General features: G+C 61.7%; 18 protein-coding genes. 15 read left to right on the top strand and 3 right to left on the bottom strand.

The window, feature by feature from the left end:
• Positions 1-15 precede the first annotated feature (15 nt).
• Positions 16-1,731 carry a proline--tRNA ligase gene (locus E5221_RS21965; RefSeq protein ID WP_003257369.1) on the bottom strand — a complete coding sequence of 572 codons (1,716 nt, stop codon included), beginning with the start codon at positions 1,729-1,731 and terminating at the stop codon, positions 16-18.
• Between the two features lie 160 nt (positions 1,732-1,891).
• A complete protein-coding gene (locus E5221_RS21960; RefSeq protein ID WP_013973818.1) occupies positions 1,892-3,160 on the bottom strand; it encodes an OprD family porin in 1,269 nt (422 codons plus the stop codon).
• Positions 3,161-3,850: 690 nt separating this feature from the next.
• Here E5221_RS21960 and E5221_RS21955 point away from each other — a divergent pair.
• Complete coding sequence (locus tag E5221_RS21955) at positions 3,851-4,270, top strand: HIT domain-containing protein (protein ID WP_039613962.1); 420 nt, start codon at positions 3,851-3,853, stop codon at positions 4,268-4,270.
• 1 nt (position 4,271) lies between these two features.
• Positions 4,272-4,478: a SlyX family protein gene (locus E5221_RS21950; RefSeq protein WP_061551555.1), complete on the top strand. Its 207-nt coding sequence runs from the start codon at positions 4,272-4,274 to the stop codon at positions 4,476-4,478.
• Between the two features lie 94 nt (positions 4,479-4,572).
• On the opposite strand, the gene E5221_RS28845 is transcribed toward E5221_RS21950, so the two are convergent.
• Positions 4,573-5,166 carry a cold shock domain-containing protein gene (locus E5221_RS28845; RefSeq protein WP_039613963.1) on the bottom strand — a complete coding sequence of 198 codons (594 nt, stop codon included), beginning with the start codon at positions 5,164-5,166 and terminating at the stop codon, positions 4,573-4,575.
• A 280-nt stretch (positions 5,167-5,446) separates the two neighbouring features.
• Between E5221_RS28845 and E5221_RS21940 the strand changes: the two genes are divergently transcribed.
• The 13 genes from E5221_RS21940 (at position 5,447) to tolB (ending at position 16,160) form a co-directional block, all read left to right on the top strand.
• Positions 5,447-5,920, top strand: a complete 474-nt coding sequence (locus tag E5221_RS21940) for a Dps family protein (RefSeq protein WP_013973814.1) — start codon at positions 5,447-5,449, stop codon at positions 5,918-5,920.
• 237 nt (positions 5,921-6,157) lie between these two features.
• Positions 6,158-6,487 (top strand): ribbon-helix-helix domain-containing protein, encoded by a 330-nt coding sequence (locus E5221_RS21935; RefSeq protein WP_039613964.1) that lies wholly within the window; start codon positions 6,158-6,160, stop codon positions 6,485-6,487.
• A 92-nt stretch (positions 6,488-6,579) separates the two neighbouring features.
• A complete protein-coding gene (locus tag E5221_RS21930) occupies positions 6,580-6,801 on the top strand; it encodes a zinc ribbon domain-containing protein (protein ID WP_003254776.1) in 222 nt (73 codons plus the stop codon).
• Positions 6,802-6,896: 95 nt separating this feature from the next.
• Positions 6,897-8,672 (top strand): aspartate--tRNA ligase, encoded by a 1,776-nt coding sequence (aspS, locus tag E5221_RS21925; RefSeq protein ID WP_023661313.1) that lies wholly within the window; start codon positions 6,897-6,899, stop codon positions 8,670-8,672.
• Positions 8,673-8,786: 114 nt separating this feature from the next.
• Complete coding sequence (locus E5221_RS21920; RefSeq protein ID WP_013973810.1) at positions 8,787-9,533, top strand: YebC/PmpR family DNA-binding transcriptional regulator; 747 nt, start codon at positions 8,787-8,789, stop codon at positions 9,531-9,533.
• A 185-nt stretch (positions 9,534-9,718) separates the two neighbouring features.
• Positions 9,719-10,243: a crossover junction endodeoxyribonuclease RuvC gene (gene ruvC / locus E5221_RS21915; RefSeq protein WP_004375291.1), complete on the top strand. Its 525-nt coding sequence runs from the start codon at positions 9,719-9,721 to the stop codon at positions 10,241-10,243.
• Positions 10,244-10,352: 109 nt separating this feature from the next.
• The gene (gene ruvA / locus E5221_RS21910; RefSeq protein WP_247846440.1) at positions 10,353-10,970 is read left to right on the top strand and encodes a Holliday junction branch migration protein RuvA; all 618 of its coding nucleotides are present in this window, start codon (positions 10,353-10,355) and stop codon (positions 10,968-10,970) included.
• Positions 10,967-12,013, top strand: a complete 1,047-nt coding sequence (gene ruvB, locus E5221_RS21905; protein WP_061551556.1) for a Holliday junction branch migration DNA helicase RuvB — start codon at positions 10,967-10,969, stop codon at positions 12,011-12,013. Before ruvA ends, ruvB begins: the two co-directional genes overlap by 4 nt.
• 125 nt (positions 12,014-12,138) lie before the next feature.
• On the top strand, positions 12,139-12,591 hold the full coding sequence (gene ybgC, locus E5221_RS21900) for a tol-pal system-associated acyl-CoA thioesterase (protein WP_123085787.1): 453 nt from the start codon (positions 12,139-12,141) through the stop codon (positions 12,589-12,591).
• 2 nt (positions 12,592-12,593) lie between these two features.
• Entirely contained in the window at positions 12,594-13,289 is a 696-nt protein-coding gene (tolQ, locus tag E5221_RS21895) for a protein TolQ (RefSeq protein ID WP_015271471.1), read from the top strand.
• 14 nt (positions 13,290-13,303) lie between these two features.
• Positions 13,304-13,756, top strand: coding sequence for a protein TolR (tolR, locus tag E5221_RS21890; RefSeq protein ID WP_003254760.1), 453 nt, complete (start codon positions 13,304-13,306; stop codon positions 13,754-13,756).
• Complete coding sequence (tolA, locus tag E5221_RS21885; RefSeq protein ID WP_013973804.1) at positions 13,756-14,862, top strand: cell envelope integrity protein TolA; 1,107 nt, start codon at positions 13,756-13,758, stop codon at positions 14,860-14,862. The genes tolR and tolA overlap by 1 nt, the downstream gene beginning before the upstream one ends.
• Positions 14,863-14,888: 26 nt before the next feature.
• The gene (gene tolB / locus E5221_RS21880; protein WP_038408273.1) at positions 14,889-16,160 is read left to right on the top strand and encodes a Tol-Pal system beta propeller repeat protein TolB; all 1,272 of its coding nucleotides are present in this window, start codon (positions 14,889-14,891) and stop codon (positions 16,158-16,160) included.
• Positions 16,161-16,212: the final 52 nt, after the last annotated feature.

Raw genomic sequence — 16,212 nt, 5'->3', positions numbered from 1 at the left:
CTCGTGCATTGGTTATCAGCGGCGAACGCGGGCCTGCAAGAAGGTCAGCACTTCATCGAGCGGCAACGACTGGGCGTCTTGCTCGGTGCGGTGCTTGTACTCCAGGTTGCCTTCGGCCAGGCCGCGATCGCTGACGACGATGCGGTGCGGGATGCCGATCAGCTCCATGTCGGCAAACTTGATGCCTGGGCTGGTCTTCTTGTCACGGTCGTCCAGCAGCACTTCGTAGCCGGCGGCGGTCAGCTCGGCATAAAGCTTGTCGGTCGCCTCGCGAACCACCTCGGTTTCGTAGCGCAGCGGTACCAGAGCGATCTGGAACGGGGCCAGGGCGTCGTTCCAGATGATGCCCTTGTCGTCGTAGCTCTGCTCGATGGCGGCTGCGACCACGCGGGACACACCGATGCCGTAGCAGCCCATGGACAGGGTTACCGGCTTGCCGTTCTCGCCCAGCACCTGGCACTTCAGCGCCTCGCTGTACTTGGTGCCGAGCTGGAAGATGTGGCCCACTTCGATGCCGCGCTTGATCACCAGGGTACCCTGGCCGTCCGGGCTCGGGTCGCCTTCGACCACGTTACGCAGGTCGGCGACCTGTGGAACCGGCAGGTCACGCTCCCAGTTCACGCCGAAGTAGTGCTTGTCGTCGATGTTGGCGCCAATGCCGAAGTCGCTCATCAGGGCAACCGAGCGGTCAATGACGATTTCCAGCGGCAGGTTCAGCGGGCCGAGCGAGCCGGCGCCGGCACCGATGGCCTCGCGCAGTTCGGCGTCGGTGGCCATGACCAGTGGGTCGGCAACCTGTTCCAGCTTGGCCGCCTTGATTTCGTTGAGCTCATGGTCGCCACGCACGATCAGTGCTACCAGCTTGCCTTCTTCGGCGCCGCGCACGATCAGGGTCTTGACGGTTTTCTCGATCGGCAGGCCGAAGTTTTCCACCAGCTGGGCGATTGTCTTGGCGTTCGGCGTGTCGACCAGGCGCAGCTCCTCGGTAGGGGCGGGGCGCACGGTTTCACGCGGGATGGCCTCTGCCTTCTCGATGTTGGCGGCGTAGTCGGAGCTGTCGCTGAAGATCACGTCGTCTTCGCCGGACTCTGCCAGTACGTGGAACTCGTGCGAATAGCTGCCACCGATGGAGCCGGTGTCGGCCTGAACCGGGCGGAAGTCCAGGCCCAGGCGGGTGAACACGTTGCTATACGCCTGGTGCATGCGGTCGTAGGTTTCCTGCAGGGAAGCCTGGTCGGCATGGAACGAGTAGGCGTCCTTCATGATGAACTCGCGACCGCGCATCAGGCCGAAGCGCGGGCGGATCTCGTCACGGAACTTGGTCTGGATCTGGTACATGTTGAGCGGCAGCTGTTTATAGCTGGACAGCTCGTTGCGGGCCAGGTCGGTGATCACTTCCTCGTGGGTCGGGCCGACGCAGAAGTCGCGCTGGTGGCGGTCCTTCAGGCGCAGCAGCTCGGGGCCATACTGTTCCCAGCGGCCGGATTCCTGCCACAGTTCGGCGGGCTGGATGCTGGGCATCAGCACTTCCAGGGCGCCGGCGGCGTTCATTTCCTCACGCACCACGGCCTCGACCTTGCGCATAACCCGCAAGCCCATCGGCAGCCAGGTGTACAGGCCAGAGGCCAGTTTGCGGATCATGCCGGCACGCAGCATGAGCTGATGGCTGATGACCACTGCGTCGGCAGGGGTTTCTTTCTGGGTGGCGAGCAAATATTGACTGGTGCGCATGGTGAGCCGTGTCGATTGCCTAAGACATTGAAATGACCCCGCATTGTACGGGGGCGAAACGAAGGCGTACAGGATGCCCCAGGGCGTGACGCTTGTCAGCCAAGAAAAAGCCCGGCGTGATCGCCGGGCTTTTTCAGGTGCGGGGCACTGCAAGCCAGGCTTACAGGATGCTCAGCGGGTACTCCACGATCAGGCGCAGTTCGTCGATCGATGGGGAATCGTAGTAGACGCCATCGGAAGAGCGATAGGTGGCTTGACGCACGCGGAAGCTCAGGTCTTTTGCCGGGCCGCTCTGCAGCACGTACTTGATGTCGACGTCGCGTTCCCATTCCTTGCCGTTGCTGGTGCCGGCGACGTTGGCGTCGGTACCGCGTACATAACGGGTCATGAAGGTCAGGCCCGGGATGCCGTATTCGGCGAAGTTCAGGTCGTAGCGAGCCTGCCAGGACTTCTCGTCTTCGGCGTTGAAGTCGGAACGGGCCACGGAGTTGGCCAGGAAGATGGTGCCGCCGCCGTCGATGCCATAGCCATAGTCGCCGTCGCCGGTGACTTTCTGGTAGGCCAGGGTGAAGGTGTGAGCGCCGATGTTGTAGGCGCCCGACAGGCTGAACGCGCGGTTGTCCAGCTTGTCGCCATCGAATGCGCGGTACTCGGCCGAGCCTTCGCTCTTGGTGTCATAGATGTTGAAGTCGAACACCAGGCCTTGTTTGTCCGAGATCGGCAGTGCCCAGTTGACGTTGGCGTAGTATTTGCGCCAGTAGTCTTCAACCTTCGAGTAGTACAGGCTGGTGCTGAGGTTGTCGGTGAAGGCGTAGGTACCACCTACCACGTTGGCTTCCTTCAGGCCGAAGCTGTCGCGGTTGGTCTGCTCCTGGGCGGTCAGGCTGGTGAAATGACCAGCGTGCAGGGTCAGGCCCTCGATCTCGTTGCTGGTGATCAGGGTGCCCTGGGCGATTTCAGGCAGCAGGCGGCTGTCGTCGGTGGCGAAGACCGGCAGAGCGGTGAACTGGTCACCCACTTTCAGCACGGTGTCGGAGATGCGGAATTTAACCGCGCCGCCGGCTTTGGAGTAGTCATCCTGCGAACGGCCGTCAGAGCCGGTAGGGAACAGGCCGGTACCGGCGCGGCCCTTGCCGCTGTCCAGTTTCAGGCCGAGCATGCCGATGGCATCGACACCCACACCCACGGTGCCCTGGGTGAAGCCGGACTCGAAGGTGCCGAGGAAGCCCAGGCCGGTTTCTTCGCGACGGCTCTGGGTGCCGGCTGGGTTGTTACGGAAGTCACGGCTGAAGTACAGCATGCGGGTCTTGACGTTCAGCTTGCTGTCTTCGATGAAACCTTTGGACTCGTCCTGGGAAGAGGCCAATGCCAACTGCGAGGTCCCTGCCGCAACGGCCAGGGCGATCATGCTCCACTTCATCACGCGCATCGTGATTTGCTCCTTTGGTTTTTAGGAAGAGTACCGCTGCGTCCAAGTGTTCTAGTTATATGGGGCAGCTCTTTCTTGTTATGTCGGCGAAAATGTATAGCACGCTGACTGTTCTTGGCGATATGGGTATAAGCATCCTTTTCGGAACTTTTTCACCATGTCGCTTCTAGGTAGTTCCATGTCGCAAATCACGCCCCGGTTTAAGGGCCGTCAACACCAGCGCTGCTTCTTTCACCGTAATGAACCTGTAAATACCGATTCCGGTTGGGAAACTCCCTGGTAACCACTGTCGCTGTTGTTATTTGTCGCGTTCACCCGCCGATGCAGATGTCGTGCCGACTTGGCGTGAAAGGAATGCAACAAGCGTGCTCAAAATTCACAACGCTTCATGAAATTTTCACAAAACCTGCTACCGGGGGTCGGAAAGTGCCGTAAACACGGGGCGCGAACCGCCTGATGCAGTAGTACAGTCAAGAATCATTAAATTTTGAAAAGCTGTCATGAAAGTCAATGTGTTACCGCAACTTGTTCATGCAGCGTCACCCGTGGGGTGACAAGTGTGGGGCGTGGGGTATCGGTAGCCTCATTTTGGTGCGAAAAGTAGCGCTGTGTTACCGGGAACGTGCAGGGTATCCTTGCAGGCCTGTTTTCCGCGTGAAGCGGGTTGGTTCTGCCAGAAGGAGATTTGCCGTGTTCGTCCTCGATTCGCGTTTGCAGCAGGATTCGCTGGTGCTGGGGGAGTTTGCGCTGTGCCAGTTGCTGCTGAGCAAGGATGCCAACTATCCATGGTTCATCCTGGTGCCCAAGCGCGCTGGCATCAGCGAAGTGTTCGAGCTCGATGCTGCAGAGCAGCAGCAGTTGTGGCAGGAAACCACCGGTCTGGCCGAAGCGCTGAAAGCCAGCTACAGCGCCGACAAGATGAACGTGGCTACGTTGGGTAATGTGGTCAGTCAGTTGCACATGCACGTGATCGTGCGCATGCGCGACGACGCGGCCTGGCCGGCACCGGTGTGGGGCAAGTGCCCGGCGACGGCGTACACTGACGACCAGGTGCAAGCCATCCGCCAGCGCCTGCGTGGGCTGCAGCTCGCCGGTTACCAGGAGGCCTGACATGTCGCTTGAATCACGAGTGGTCGAACTGGAAACCCGCCTGGCGTTTCAGGATGACACCATCCAGGCATTGAATGACGTGGTGGTCGAGCAGGGCCGGGTGATCGAGCGGCTGCAGTTGCAGATGGCCGAGCTGATCAAGCGTTACGAAGAGATGGTTGGCCAGTATGGCAGCGAAGGGGACGAGGCACCGCCGCCTCATTATTGATACCTGAAACTGCAGCACATATGCCGCTGGATGCACACAAACCTTGTGGGTGCGGCATGCTCGCTCCCACAAGGAATGGTTTCTGCAGAAAGGATCAGCGGCGGGTTACCGCAACCACATCCTCGGCCTGCAGGCCCTTGTCGCGGTGCATCACGGAAAACTCCACGCGCTGGCCTTCCACCAGGATGCGGTGGCCTTCGCCACGAATGGCGCGAAAGTGCACGAAGATATCATCGCCCGAGTCGCGGGAGATGAAGCCGAAGCCTTTGGACGTGTTGAACCATTTCACGGTGCCGGTATCACGATTGCCGGCATCCTGCGCGGTATGCTGGCTGGCGCGTGCCTTGCGTGCGCTGCGGGCAAAGCCTACGGCCAGGTGCACGGCCACGGCCAGCGCTGCGCAGACCAGTGCGGCCAGGTTGCCCATTTCCGGGCGGGCCAGCAGTGTCAGGGTCTGCAGCACCACAGCCACCACCAGCAGGGCGCAGGCCAGATGCTGCAGTTGTTGCCGCGCGCCACGGTAGTACAGTGGCACGACGGGGGCCAGTACGAGGTTGAGCAGGCCGAGCAGGGCGAGGTAGACCGCGTCGGGTTGTTGCAGGAAGGGTAACGCATCGGTTTTCAGGCTGGGCATGAGCGATAGCAGCAAGGCTGCCACGCCCGTCACCAGATGGACGATCTTGAACATGGGGTTGGCTCACAGTTGATAAGGCCGATCACAGGAAGAGCTGGCAGCACGGTGCGCATGAGGTATAGAGCGCGAACACGCGGCAGGCCAGCCTATGCACCCGGCAAATGGCAATCCGCACGGGTGGCACCATGCCTATTTAACAGTAAAGCCGCAGGCTACTCAAACCGCTGTCCCCGATGGGCGATGTGTTGCGCCATGTCACATGCGGCGTACACCAAGTGTTGCTACAGTGGTCGGCACCCGCTTGGGTCTCACGCCTTATGGAAAGGGGAACTTCATGGCAATTGATATCGGTATCAGTGAAGAAGATCGCAAGTCCATCGTCGATGGGCTGTCCCGCCTGTTGTCGGATACCTATGTGTTGTATCTGAAAACCCATAACTTCCACTGGAACGTCACCGGTCCGTCGTTCCGCACCCTGCACCTGATGTTCGAAGAGCAGTACAACGAACTGGCGCTGGCGGTCGACTCGATTGCCGAGCGCATCCGCGCCCTGGGCTTCCCGGCACCGGGGTCCTATGCATTTTATGCGCGGCACTCCTCGATCAAGGAGGAGGAAGGGGTGCCGCATGCCGACGAGATGATCCGCCAGCTGGTGCAGGGCCAGGAAGCCGTGGTGCGTACCGCGCGCAGCATCTTCCCGGTGGTGGACAAGGTCAGTGACGAGCCGACCGCCGACTTGCTGACCCAGCGCATGCAGGTGCACGAGAAAACCGCCTGGATGCTGCGGGTGCTGCTCGACGGCAAGTAGATACCCAACGCTGTACCGGCCCTTGTAGGAGCGGCCTTGTGTCGCGATGGGCTGCGAAGCAGCCCCACGGTTTGAGCGCATTGCACAAATTTCCGGGGCTGCTTCGCAGCCCATCGCGACACAAGGCCGCTCCTACAGGCCCAGCGCAATTTGTGCAGGAAGATTTTGCCGCTGCTTTAAGTTCGCCCATCAGCGTTTCATAGGCCACCTAGTACCTGTGACGAGGAAGTGTGGCGCATGACGCAAGCAAGCAAGCGTGTGGCTGGCCTGGGGCGTTGGCCGGGTAAACAGTGCATCGACCCGTTCAAGGCGGATTTCGACATGTTGCAGACCCAGCCCGTGTCACGCTCGGTGCGGCTCAACGGCTTTTCCACCTGCCTGCGGCTGGAGGCCGTCTACTGGGGTATCCTGGAGCGCATCGCCGCGGCCAACCGCTGCTCGGTCAGTGCGGTCCTGTCCTATGTGGACCGTGAGGTGCACCTGCGACAAGGCGGGGTGCGCAACTTCAGTGGGCTGATCCGGGTGATCTGCGTCGCCTGGCTGCTGGACCCGCCAAGTGTGCGCTGATCGCCTGGCGGGCTGCGCAGTGCTTGTTAACCATATATAATCCCGCTTTTTGCTGCCCCGGCAGCCAGCGTTGTGGTTGACGAGAGACACCCATGCCCCTTTATGACTATCAATGTGCATCCTGCGAGCACCGCATGGAAGTGCTGCAGAAGATCAGCGCCGCGCCGCTGACCGATTGCCCGGCCTGCCAGGCGCCAGCGCTGAAGAAGCTGCTGTCGGTGCCAGGCTTCCGCCTGAGCGGTAACGGTTGGTACGAAACCGATTTCAAGACCGGGGCGAAAAAGAATCTGGCAGGCGGCGACAAGGCCGACTGAGTTGAATGCTGTGACCGGGTCTTGCAGTATTAGCCCTCTCCGGGCGGCCAAGGCCTCCACCGAATACACGAATCACGAGAAGCGAAACCACCATCATGATGCGCAGCCATTATTGCGGCCAACTGAACGAGAGCCTGGACGGCCAGGAAGTCACCCTTTGCGGCTGGGTCCATCGTCGCCGCGACCACGGCGGGGTGATCTTCCTCGACATCCGTGACCGCGAAGGCATGGCCCAGGTCGTGTTCGACCCGGATCGCGCCGAAACCTTCGCCGCTGCCGACCGCGTGCGCAGCGAATACGTCGTGCAGATCACCGGCAAGGTCCGCAAGCGCCCTGAGGGTGCGGTGAATGCCAACATGGCTTCCGGCGCCATCGAGATCCTCGGCTACCAGCTGAACGTGCTCAACGAAGCGGAAACCCCACCGTTCCCGCTGAACGAATACTCCGACGTCGGCGAAGAAACCCGCCTGCGCTACCGTTTCATCGACCTGCGTCGCCCGGAAATGGCCGACAAGCTGCGCCTGCGTTCGCGTATCACCAGCAGCATCCGTCGCTTCCTCGACGAAAACGGCTTCCTTGACGTCGAGACGCCGATCCTGACCCGTGCCACCCCGGAAGGCGCGCGTGACTACCTGGTGCCTAGCCGTACTCATGCCGGCAGCTTCTTTGCCCTGCCGCAGTCGCCGCAGCTGTTCAAGCAGTTGCTGATGGTCGCTGGCTTCGATCGCTACTACCAGATCGCCAAGTGCTTCCGTGACGAAGACCTGCGTGCCGACCGCCAGCCGGAATTCACCCAGATCGACATCGAGACCAGCTTCCTCGATGAAAGCGAGATCATGGGCCTGACCGAAAGCATGATCCGCAAGCTGTTCAAGGAAGTGCTGGACCTGGAATTCGGCGAATTCCCGCACATGACCTTCGAAGAAGCCATGCGCCGCTACGGCTCTGACAAACCGGACCTGCGTATCCCGCTGGAACTGGTCGACGTTGCCGACCAGCTCAAGGATGTCGACTTCAAGGTGTTCGCCGGCCCGGCCAACGATCCGAAGTGCCGCGTTACCGCCCTGCGCCTGCCTGGCGGCGCCAGCATGCCGCGCAGCAAGATCGACGAGTACACCAAGTTCGTGGGTATCTACGGTGCCAAGGGCCTGGCCTACATCAAGGTCAACGAGCGCGCCAAGGGTGTCGAAGGCCTGCAGTCGCCGATAGTCAAGAACATCCCCGAGGCCAACCTCAACACCATCCTCGACCGCGTTGGCGCCGTTGACGGCGACATCGTGTTCTTTGGTGCCGACAAGTTCAAGGTGGTCAGCGAAGCCCTGGGCGCGCTGCGTATCCGCCTGGGCCACGACTTCGAGCTGCTGACCTGCGAGTGGGCACCGATGTGGGTGGTCGACTTCCCGATGTTCGAAGAGAACGAGGACGGCAGCTTCACCGCGCTGCACCACCCGTTCACCGCGCCGAAGTGCACCCCGGAAGAGCTCGAGGCCAACCCGGCCGTGGCCCTGTCCCGTGCCTACGACATGGTCCTGAACGGTACCGAGCTGGGTGGCGGTTCGATCCGTATCCACCGTAAAGAGATGCAACAGGCCGTGTTCCGCCTGCTGGGCATCGAAGCGGCAGAACAGGAAGAGAAGTTCGGCTTCCTGCTCGACGCCCTGAAGTTCGGTGCACCGCCTCACGGTGGCCTGGCCTTCGGCCTGGACCGCCTGGTCATGCTGATGACCGGTGCCCAGTCGATTCGTGAAGTGATCGCCTTCCCGAAAACCCAGAGCGCCGCGTGCGTCATGACCCAGGCCCCTGGCCTGGTCGACGCCAAGGCCCTGCGCGAGCTGCACATCCGACTGCGCGAACAGACCAAGGTCGAGTAAGCAGTCCCCGGGCGCATCCACATGGATGCGCCTTTGCGTTTCGGCGCAGGCAATTTCCCGTCCCGCCCCGTACAGGGGCGGGGCTGTTTGTGATTCAAAGGATTCGGAGTCGTTATGGCTGGTCATTCCAAGTGGGCGAACATCAAGCACCGCAAAGAGCGCCAGGATGCCAAGAGAGGCAAGATCTTCACCAAGTGGATCCGTGAACTGACGGTCGCTGCCAAGCAGGGTGGTGCTGACCCGGCATCCAACCCGCGCCTGCGTTTGGCGCTGGACAAGGCCCTGGGTGCCAACATGAGCCGCGACATCATTGATCGTGCCGTAGCCCGTGGTGCCGGCACCAACGAAAGCGACAACGTCGAAGAGCTCAGCTACGAAGGTTACGGCCCGGGTGGCGTGGCGATCATGGTCGAGGCCATGACCGACAACCGCAACCGTACTGCCGCCGCCGTGCGTCATGCCTTCACCAAGTGTGGTGGCAACCTGGGCACCGACGGTTCGGTGGCCTACCTGTTCGAGCGCAAGGGGCAGATCAGCTTTGCTCCGGGCGTGGAAGAAGACGCGCTGATGGAAGCGGCGATGGAAGCCGATGCCGACGACGTGGTGGCCAACGACGACGGCTCGTTCGACGTGTTCACCTCGTTCAACAGCTTCTACGCCGTGCGCAATGCCCTGGAAGAGGCGGGCTTCAAGGCCGCTGACGCGGAAATCGTCATGCAGCCGACCACCAGCGCCGAACTCGACCAGGACGGTGCCGAGAAAGTACTCAAGCTGATCGACATGCTCGAAGACCTGGATGACGTGCAGAACGTCTACTCCAATGCCCAGATTTCCGATGAGATCATGGAAAACCTCGGCTAAGGTGTCCTGGCGATCCATGCCAGTTCTTCAAGTTTGTCAGCGCCTGTACCGGCCCTTTCGCGGGTAAACCCGCTCCCACAGGTACTGCACCACATTCAGAGTCGGTGCAGTACCTGTGGGAGCGGGTTTACCCGCGAAAGGGCCGGTACAGTTTGCAGAGATGCATCAATTTTTCGACAGGCACTATGACTCTGATTCTTGGTATCGACCCCGGCTCGCGCATCACCGGCTATGGCGTGGTACGCCAGACCGCCCGTGGTTGCGAATACGTGGCGTCGGGCTGCATTCGCACCGGCAGCGGCGAGCTGCACGAGCGATTGCAGATCGTTTTTCGTGGCGTGGGTGAAATCATCGCCCAGCACGGCCCGGTAACCATGGGCATCGAGCGGGTGTTCATGGCCCGTAACGCCGACTCGGCGCTCAAGCTCGGCCAGGCCCGTGGCGCAGCCATCGTCGCCGCCGCCGAAGCCGGCCTGGAAATCGCCGAATACAGCGCCACCCAGGTCAAGCAGGCTGTAGCCGGTACCGGTGGGGCGAACAAGGAGCAGGTGATGATGATGGTCATGCACCTGCTGAAACTGACGCAGAAGCCGCAGATCGACGCTTCCGACGCCCTGGCTATCGCCCTGTGCCACGCCCACACCCGTTCCAGCCTGGTGCCGCATGGCCTGGCCACGGCACGGCGGCGCGGCGGGCGCTTGCGTCTGTAGGCGCTTCATGCGCTGATACACATTTTGTTCGGGTGATGCGTTCACCCGCTGCATTTGCTGATAGGGTTGAGCGGTCTTTGACCGGCTCCCCGAGAGGAAGGATCGGAACGTGATTGGACGTTTGCGCGGCACCCTGGCGGAAAAACAGCCGCCGCACCTGATTATCGACGTCAACGGCGTAGGTTACGAACTGGAAGTTCCCATGACCACGCTGTACCGTCTGCCCAAGGTGGGCGAACCCGTAACCGTGCACACCCACCTGGTGGTGCGCGAGGATGCTCACCTGCTCTACGGTTTTGCCGAAAAGCGCGAGCGCGAACTGTTCCGCGAACTCATCCGCCTGAATGGCGTAGGGCCGAAGCTGGCCCTGGCGCTGATGTCCGGGCTGGAAGTGGACGAGCTGGTGCGCTGCGTGCAGGCTCAGGACACCTCGGCTCTGGTGCGCGTGCCCGGTGTCGGCAAGAAGACCGCCGAACGCCTGCTGGTCGAGCTCAAGGACCGCTTCAAGGCTTGGGAAGCGTCCCCGGCCATGTTCACCTTGGTCTCCGACGGGCCGCTGCCGGTCGCCAGCGCATCCACGGCCGAAGCCGATGCCGTCAGCGCCCTGGTTTCGCTGGGCTACAAGCCGCAGGAAGCCAGCAAGGCAATCGCCGCGATCAAGGACAAGGCCGGCCTGAGCAGTGAGGAACTGATTCGTCGCAGCCTGAAAGGGATGATTACCAAGTGATCGAAGCCGACCGCCTGATCGCCGCCAGTGGCCGCGACCGTGAAGAAGTCCAGGACCGTGCGATCCGCCCGCTGCGGCTGGACGAGTACATCGGCCAGCCGGTGGTGCGCGAGCAGATGGCGCTGTTCATCCAGGCCGCCCGTGGCCGCAGCGAGTCGCTCGACCACACGCTGATCTTCGGCCCGCCCGGCCTGGGCAAGACCACCCTGGCCAACATCATCGCCCAGGAAATGGGCGTGTCGGTCAAGAGCACTTCGGGGCCTATCCTCGAGCGCCCGGGCGACCTCGCGGCCATGCTGACCAACCTCGAACCGCACGACGTGCTGTTCATCGACGAGATCCACCGGTTGTCACCGGTCGTCGAAGAGGTGCTGTACCCGGCGATGGAGGACTTCCAGCTCGACATCATGATCGGCGAAGGGCCTGCGGCCCGTTCGATCAAGCTGGACCTGCCGCCGTTCACCCTGGTCGGTGCCACCACCCGTGCCGGCATGCTCACCAACCCGCTGCGGGACCGCTTCGGTATCGTCCAGCGCCTGGAGTTCTACAGCGACAAGGACCTGGCCACCATCGTCAGCCGTTCGGCCGGCATCCTTGGCCTGGCTATCGAAGACCAAGGTGCCTACGAGATCGCCCGCCGGGCCCGTGGCACGCCACGTATCGCCAACCGCCTGCTGCGCCGCGTGCGCGACTACGCCGAAGTGCGCAGCAAGGGCCAGATCACCAAGGCCGTGGCCGACATGGCGCTCAACCTGCTGGACGTCGACGAGCGCGGTTTTGACCACTCCGACCGCCGCTTGCTGCTGACCATGATCGAGAAGTTCGACGGAGGCCCGGTCGGCGTGGACAACCTGGCGGCAGCCATCAGTGAAGAGCGCCACACCATCGAGGACGTGCTCGAGCCGTACCTGATCCAGCAAGGCTACATCATGCGCACGCCGCGCGGCCGCGTGGTCACCCGACATGCCTACCTGCACTTCGGCCTGAACGTGCCCGGGCGCCTGGGGGAGGGTGGGGATTTTTCCGAAACGGGCGATGAGTGACAGATCGAAAACGGCTTTTCGTGGTCCTACCGCTGGCATGCCGAGGGTGCGCTGGCAATAAGACATTAATGAAGAAAAAACAGTTGCCACAGCGGATTGGCAAGCTGAGGAGTAAGCACTAGAGTATGCGCGCGCAAAATGGCCTGGAACCGTTCGCACACCGTTGTCGAGTCTATTACGAAGATACCGATGCCGGTGGCGTGGTGTATTACGTCAATTACCTGAAATTCATGGAGCGCGCGCGTACCGAGCGGCTGCGGCACCTGGGCTTTTCCCAGGCGCAGTTGGCCAAAGACAACCTGCTGTTCGTGGTCCACTCCAGCGAAGCGCGCTATCACGCGCCGGCGCGGCTGGACGACGAGCTGCGGGTGACCGCGCAAGTACTTGAACTCAATCGCGCCAGCCTGCGCTTCGTGCAGCAGGTCTGGCGGGAAAAGGATGAAACGCTGCTCTGCGAAGGGCAGTTCCTGGTGGCCGCCGTGCGCGCCGACACTTTCAAACCCCGAGCCATACCCCCGGAGCTGCGTGACGCCTTTGCGGCGGACGGCTCGGGTACTCAATCGAATGCAGGAGAATAAGCGTGGAAGCTAACGTCGTCGACCATACCTCCATGTGGAGTCTGGTCAGCAATGCCAGTGTGCTGGTACAGCTGGTAATGCTGACCCTGGTGGCCGCCTCGGTCACCTCATGGGTCATGATCTTCCAGCGCAGCACCATGCTGCGCGCCGGTCGTCGTGCGCTGGATGCCTTCGAGGAGCGCTTCTGGTCGGGCATCGACCTGTCCAAGCTGTACCGTCAGGCAGGCAGCAACCCAGACCCGGATTCCGGTGTCGAGCAGGTCTTCCGTGCCGGCTTCAAGGAATTCTCGCGCCTGCGCCAGCAGCCTGGCGTTGACCCGGACGCGGTCATGGAGGGTGTTGCCCGTGCCATGCGCGTAGCCATCTCGCGCGAGGAAGAAAAACTCGAGCAGAGCCTGCCGTTCCTGGCCACCGTCGGTTCTACCAGCCCGTACATCGGCCTGTTCGGTACCGTATGGGGCATCATGAACTCCTTCCGCGGCCTGGCCAGTGCCCAGCAGGCCACCCTGGCCACGGTTGCCCCGGGTATCGCCGAAGCGCTGATCGCCACCGCCATCGGCCTGTTCGCGGCAATTCCGGCGGTCATCGCCTATAACCGCTTCTCGGCGCGCAGCGAAGTGCTGATCGGCCGTTACTACACCTTCGCCGACGAGTTCCAGGCGATCCTGCACCGCAAAGTGCACACCAGCGAAGAGTAATCAGGTAGAAGCCCATGGCCCGAGTTCGCCACAAACGCAAGCCCGTCGCCGAGATGAACGTGGTGCCCTACATCGACGTGATGCTGGTACTGCTGGTCATCTTCATGGTGACGGCGCCCATGCTCAACCAGGGCGTCAAGGTAGACCTGCCCAAGGTTTCCAGTGAAGCCTTGCCGCAGGACAACAACGTCCAGATCCTCACCATCTCCATCAAGGCCGACAAGACCTACTACTGGAACCTCGGCAGCGAAGTCGATACCGACAAGCAGATGGACAAGGCCATGACCTTGCCAGCCATGACCGACGCGGTGACCAAGATCATTGCCGCCGGCCGTGACCAGGGCAAGCAGACCCAGGTGTTCATTCGTGGCGACAAGGCTGTCGACTATGGCGCGGTCATGGGTGCCATGGGCGGGTTGCAGAAGGCCGGTGTCGGTAACGTTGGCCTGATTACCGAGGCGCCCTGATGCAACAGCGAGAGCCATCCGCCTCGGAAAGCTACTTCTGGCCCAGTATCTGGGCCATCGGCCTGCATGTGCTGGTGTTCGCCCTGCTGTTCGTCAGTTTTGCCATGACGCCTGAGCTGCCGCCATCCAAGCCGATCGTCCAGGCTACCCTGTACCAGCTCAAGTCCAAGAGCCAGGCGACCACCCAGACCAATCAGAAGATTGCCGGGGAAGCGAAGAAAACCGCTTCGCGCCAGACCGAAGTCGAGCAGCTGGAACAGAAGAAGGTCGAGCAGGAGGCCGTGAAGGCCGCGGAACAAAAGAAAGCCGACGCTGCTCAAAAGGCCGAGGAGGCCCGCGAGGCCGCCGAAGCCAAGAAAGCCGAGGCAGCTGCCGAGGCCGCCAAGGCCGCCGAGGCCAAGAAAGCCGCCGAAGCCAAGAAGGCCGAAGAGGCGAAGAAGGCTGCCGAGAAGCAGCAGGCCGACATCGCCAAGAAAAAGGCCGAGGAAGAAAAGAAAAAAGCCGAAGAAGAGGCCAAGAAAGAGGCCGCTGAAGAGGCGAAGAAACAAGCCGCCGAGGACGCCAAGAAAAAGGCGGCCGAAGAGGCCAAGAAGAAAGCAGCCGAGGACGCCAAGAAGAAAGCGGTAGCCGAGGAAGCGAAGAAGAAGGCAGCTGAAGAGGCCAAGAAAAAGGCCGCTGCAGATGCCCAGAAGAAAAAGGCACAGGAAGCGGCCCGCAAGGCGGCGGAAGACAAGAAAGCCCAGGCCCTGGCCGAGCTGTTGTCCGACACCACCGAACGGCAGCAGGCGCTGGCCGACGAGCAGGGTGACCAGGTGGCCGGCGACTTCGACGACCTGATCCGCATGCGCGCGGCCGAGGGCTGGGCTCGTCCGCCTTCCGCGCGCAAGGGCATGACGGTGGTCCTGCAGATCAACATGTTGCCGGACGGTACCATCACCAGCGTCAGCGTGGCCCGGTCCAGTGGTGACGGCCCGTACGACAGCTCGGCGGTGGCAGCAGTGAAGAACATCGGTCGTCTGACCGAGATGCAGGGTATGAAGCCGAGCGATTTCAACCAATATCGTTCGTTCAAGATGACATTTACACCTGAGGATCTAGCGTTGTGATTAAACGTCTGAGAGGACTGCTGGTCATGCTGTGCTGCGTGGCAGGCATGGCCGTGGCAGAGGAAAAGAACATCCTGGTCACCAGCGGCAGCGACCGGGCCACGCCGATCGCGGTAGTGCCGTTCGGTCTGCAAGGCGGCAGCGTGCTGCCGGAAGACATGGCCGACATCATCGGCAACGACCTGCGCAACTCCGGCTACTACTCGCCGATTCCGCGGCAGAACATGATCAGCCAGCCGTCGCAGGCCAGCGAAGTGATCTTCCGTGACTGGAAAGCGCTGGGTGCGCAGTACGTGATGGTTGGCAGCATCGTGCCGTCGGGCGGTCGCCTGCAGGTGCAGTACGCGCTGTTCAACGTCGCCACCGAGCAGCAAGTGCTGACCGGTAGCGTGGCGGGCAGCGTCGACCAGCTGCGCGACATGGCGCACTACATTGCCGACCAGTCGTTCGAGAAGCTCACCGGCATCAAGGGTGCTTTCTCCACTCGTATGCTGTACGTGACGGCCGAGCGCTTCTCCACCAACAACACCCGCTATACCCTGCAGCGTTCGGACTATGACGGTGCACGTGCGGTCACCCTGCTGCAATCGCGCGAGCCGATCCTGTCGCCACGCTTTGCACCGGATGGCAAGCGCATCGCCTATGTCTCGTTCGAGCAGAAGCGTCCGCGCATCTTCGTCCAGCACATCGATACCGGTCGCCGCGAGCAGGTCACCAACTTCGAAGGCCTGAACGGTGCGCCAGCCTGGTCGCCGGATGGCACGCGCCTGGCGTTCGTGCTGTCGAAGGACGGCAACCCGGACATCTACGTGATGAACGTGGCTTCGCGCCAGATCAGCCGTGTCACCGCTGGCCCGGGCATCAACACCGAGCCGTTCTGGGGCAAGGATGGCAACACCCTGTACTTCACCTCCGACCGTGGCGGCAAGCCGCAGATCTACAAGCAGTCGGTCGGTGGCGGTGGTGCCGAGCGTGTAACTTTCGTGGGTAACTACAACGCCAACCCGAAACTGTCGGCGGACGAAAAGACCCTGGTGATGATCCATCGCCAGCAGGGCTTCACCAACTTCAAAGTTGCGGCCCAGGATTTGCAGCGCGGAAGTGTAAAGATTCTCTCTGAAACGAGTCTTGATGAGTCTCCCACTGTTGCGCCAAACGGCACCATGCTAATCTACGCCACCCGCCAGCAGGGCCGGGGAGTCTTGATGCTCGTGTCGCTTAATGGCCGCGTGAGGCTCCCACTTCCTACCGCTCAAGGCGAAGTCAGAGAACCGTCCTGGTCCCCTTACCTGAACTGATTGCGGCGTAATACTTTTGCTTAACACACTGGGGTTTCATTAGGAGTTTCAC

It is taken from the genome of Pseudomonas sp. A2, assembly GCF_023100865.1.
Classification (GTDB): domain Bacteria; phylum Pseudomonadota; class Gammaproteobacteria; order Pseudomonadales; family Pseudomonadaceae; genus Aquipseudomonas; species Aquipseudomonas asiatica.
This window is presented reverse-complemented; position numbering and strand designations above follow the sequence as displayed.

Excerpts from the sequence above, each read along its gene's own strand:
- E5221_RS21965 (WP_003257369.1), bottom strand. The coding sequence starts at position 1,731 with ATGCGCACCAGTCAATATTTGCTCGCCACCCAGAAAGAAACCCCTGCC.
- E5221_RS21960 (WP_013973818.1), bottom strand. The coding sequence starts at position 3,160 with ATGCGCGTGATGAAGTGGAGCATGATCGCCCTGGCCGTTGCGGCAGGG.
- E5221_RS21950 (WP_061551555.1), top strand. The coding sequence starts at position 4,272 with ATGTCGCTTGAATCACGAGTGGTCGAACTGGAAACCCGCCTGGCGTTT.
- E5221_RS28845 (WP_039613963.1), bottom strand. The coding sequence starts at position 5,166 with ATGTTCAAGATCGTCCATCTGGTGACGGGCGTGGCAGCCTTGCTGCTA.
- E5221_RS21940 (WP_013973814.1), top strand. The coding sequence starts at position 5,447 with ATGGCAATTGATATCGGTATCAGTGAAGAAGATCGCAAGTCCATCGTC.
- E5221_RS21935 (WP_039613964.1), top strand. The coding sequence starts at position 6,158 with ATGACGCAAGCAAGCAAGCGTGTGGCTGGCCTGGGGCGTTGGCCGGGT.
- E5221_RS21930 (WP_003254776.1), top strand. The coding sequence starts at position 6,580 with ATGCCCCTTTATGACTATCAATGTGCATCCTGCGAGCACCGCATGGAA.
- aspS (WP_023661313.1), top strand. The coding sequence starts at position 6,897 with ATGATGCGCAGCCATTATTGCGGCCAACTGAACGAGAGCCTGGACGGC.
- E5221_RS21920 (WP_013973810.1), top strand. The coding sequence starts at position 8,787 with ATGGCTGGTCATTCCAAGTGGGCGAACATCAAGCACCGCAAAGAGCGC.
- ruvC (WP_004375291.1), top strand. The coding sequence starts at position 9,719 with ATGACTCTGATTCTTGGTATCGACCCCGGCTCGCGCATCACCGGCTAT.
- ybgC (WP_123085787.1), top strand. The coding sequence starts at position 12,139 with ATGCGCGCGCAAAATGGCCTGGAACCGTTCGCACACCGTTGTCGAGTC.
- tolR (WP_003254760.1), top strand. The coding sequence starts at position 13,304 with ATGGCCCGAGTTCGCCACAAACGCAAGCCCGTCGCCGAGATGAACGTG.
- tolA (WP_013973804.1), top strand. The coding sequence starts at position 13,756 with ATGCAACAGCGAGAGCCATCCGCCTCGGAAAGCTACTTCTGGCCCAGT.
- tolB (WP_038408273.1), top strand. The coding sequence starts at position 14,889 with ATGCTGTGCTGCGTGGCAGGCATGGCCGTGGCAGAGGAAAAGAACATC.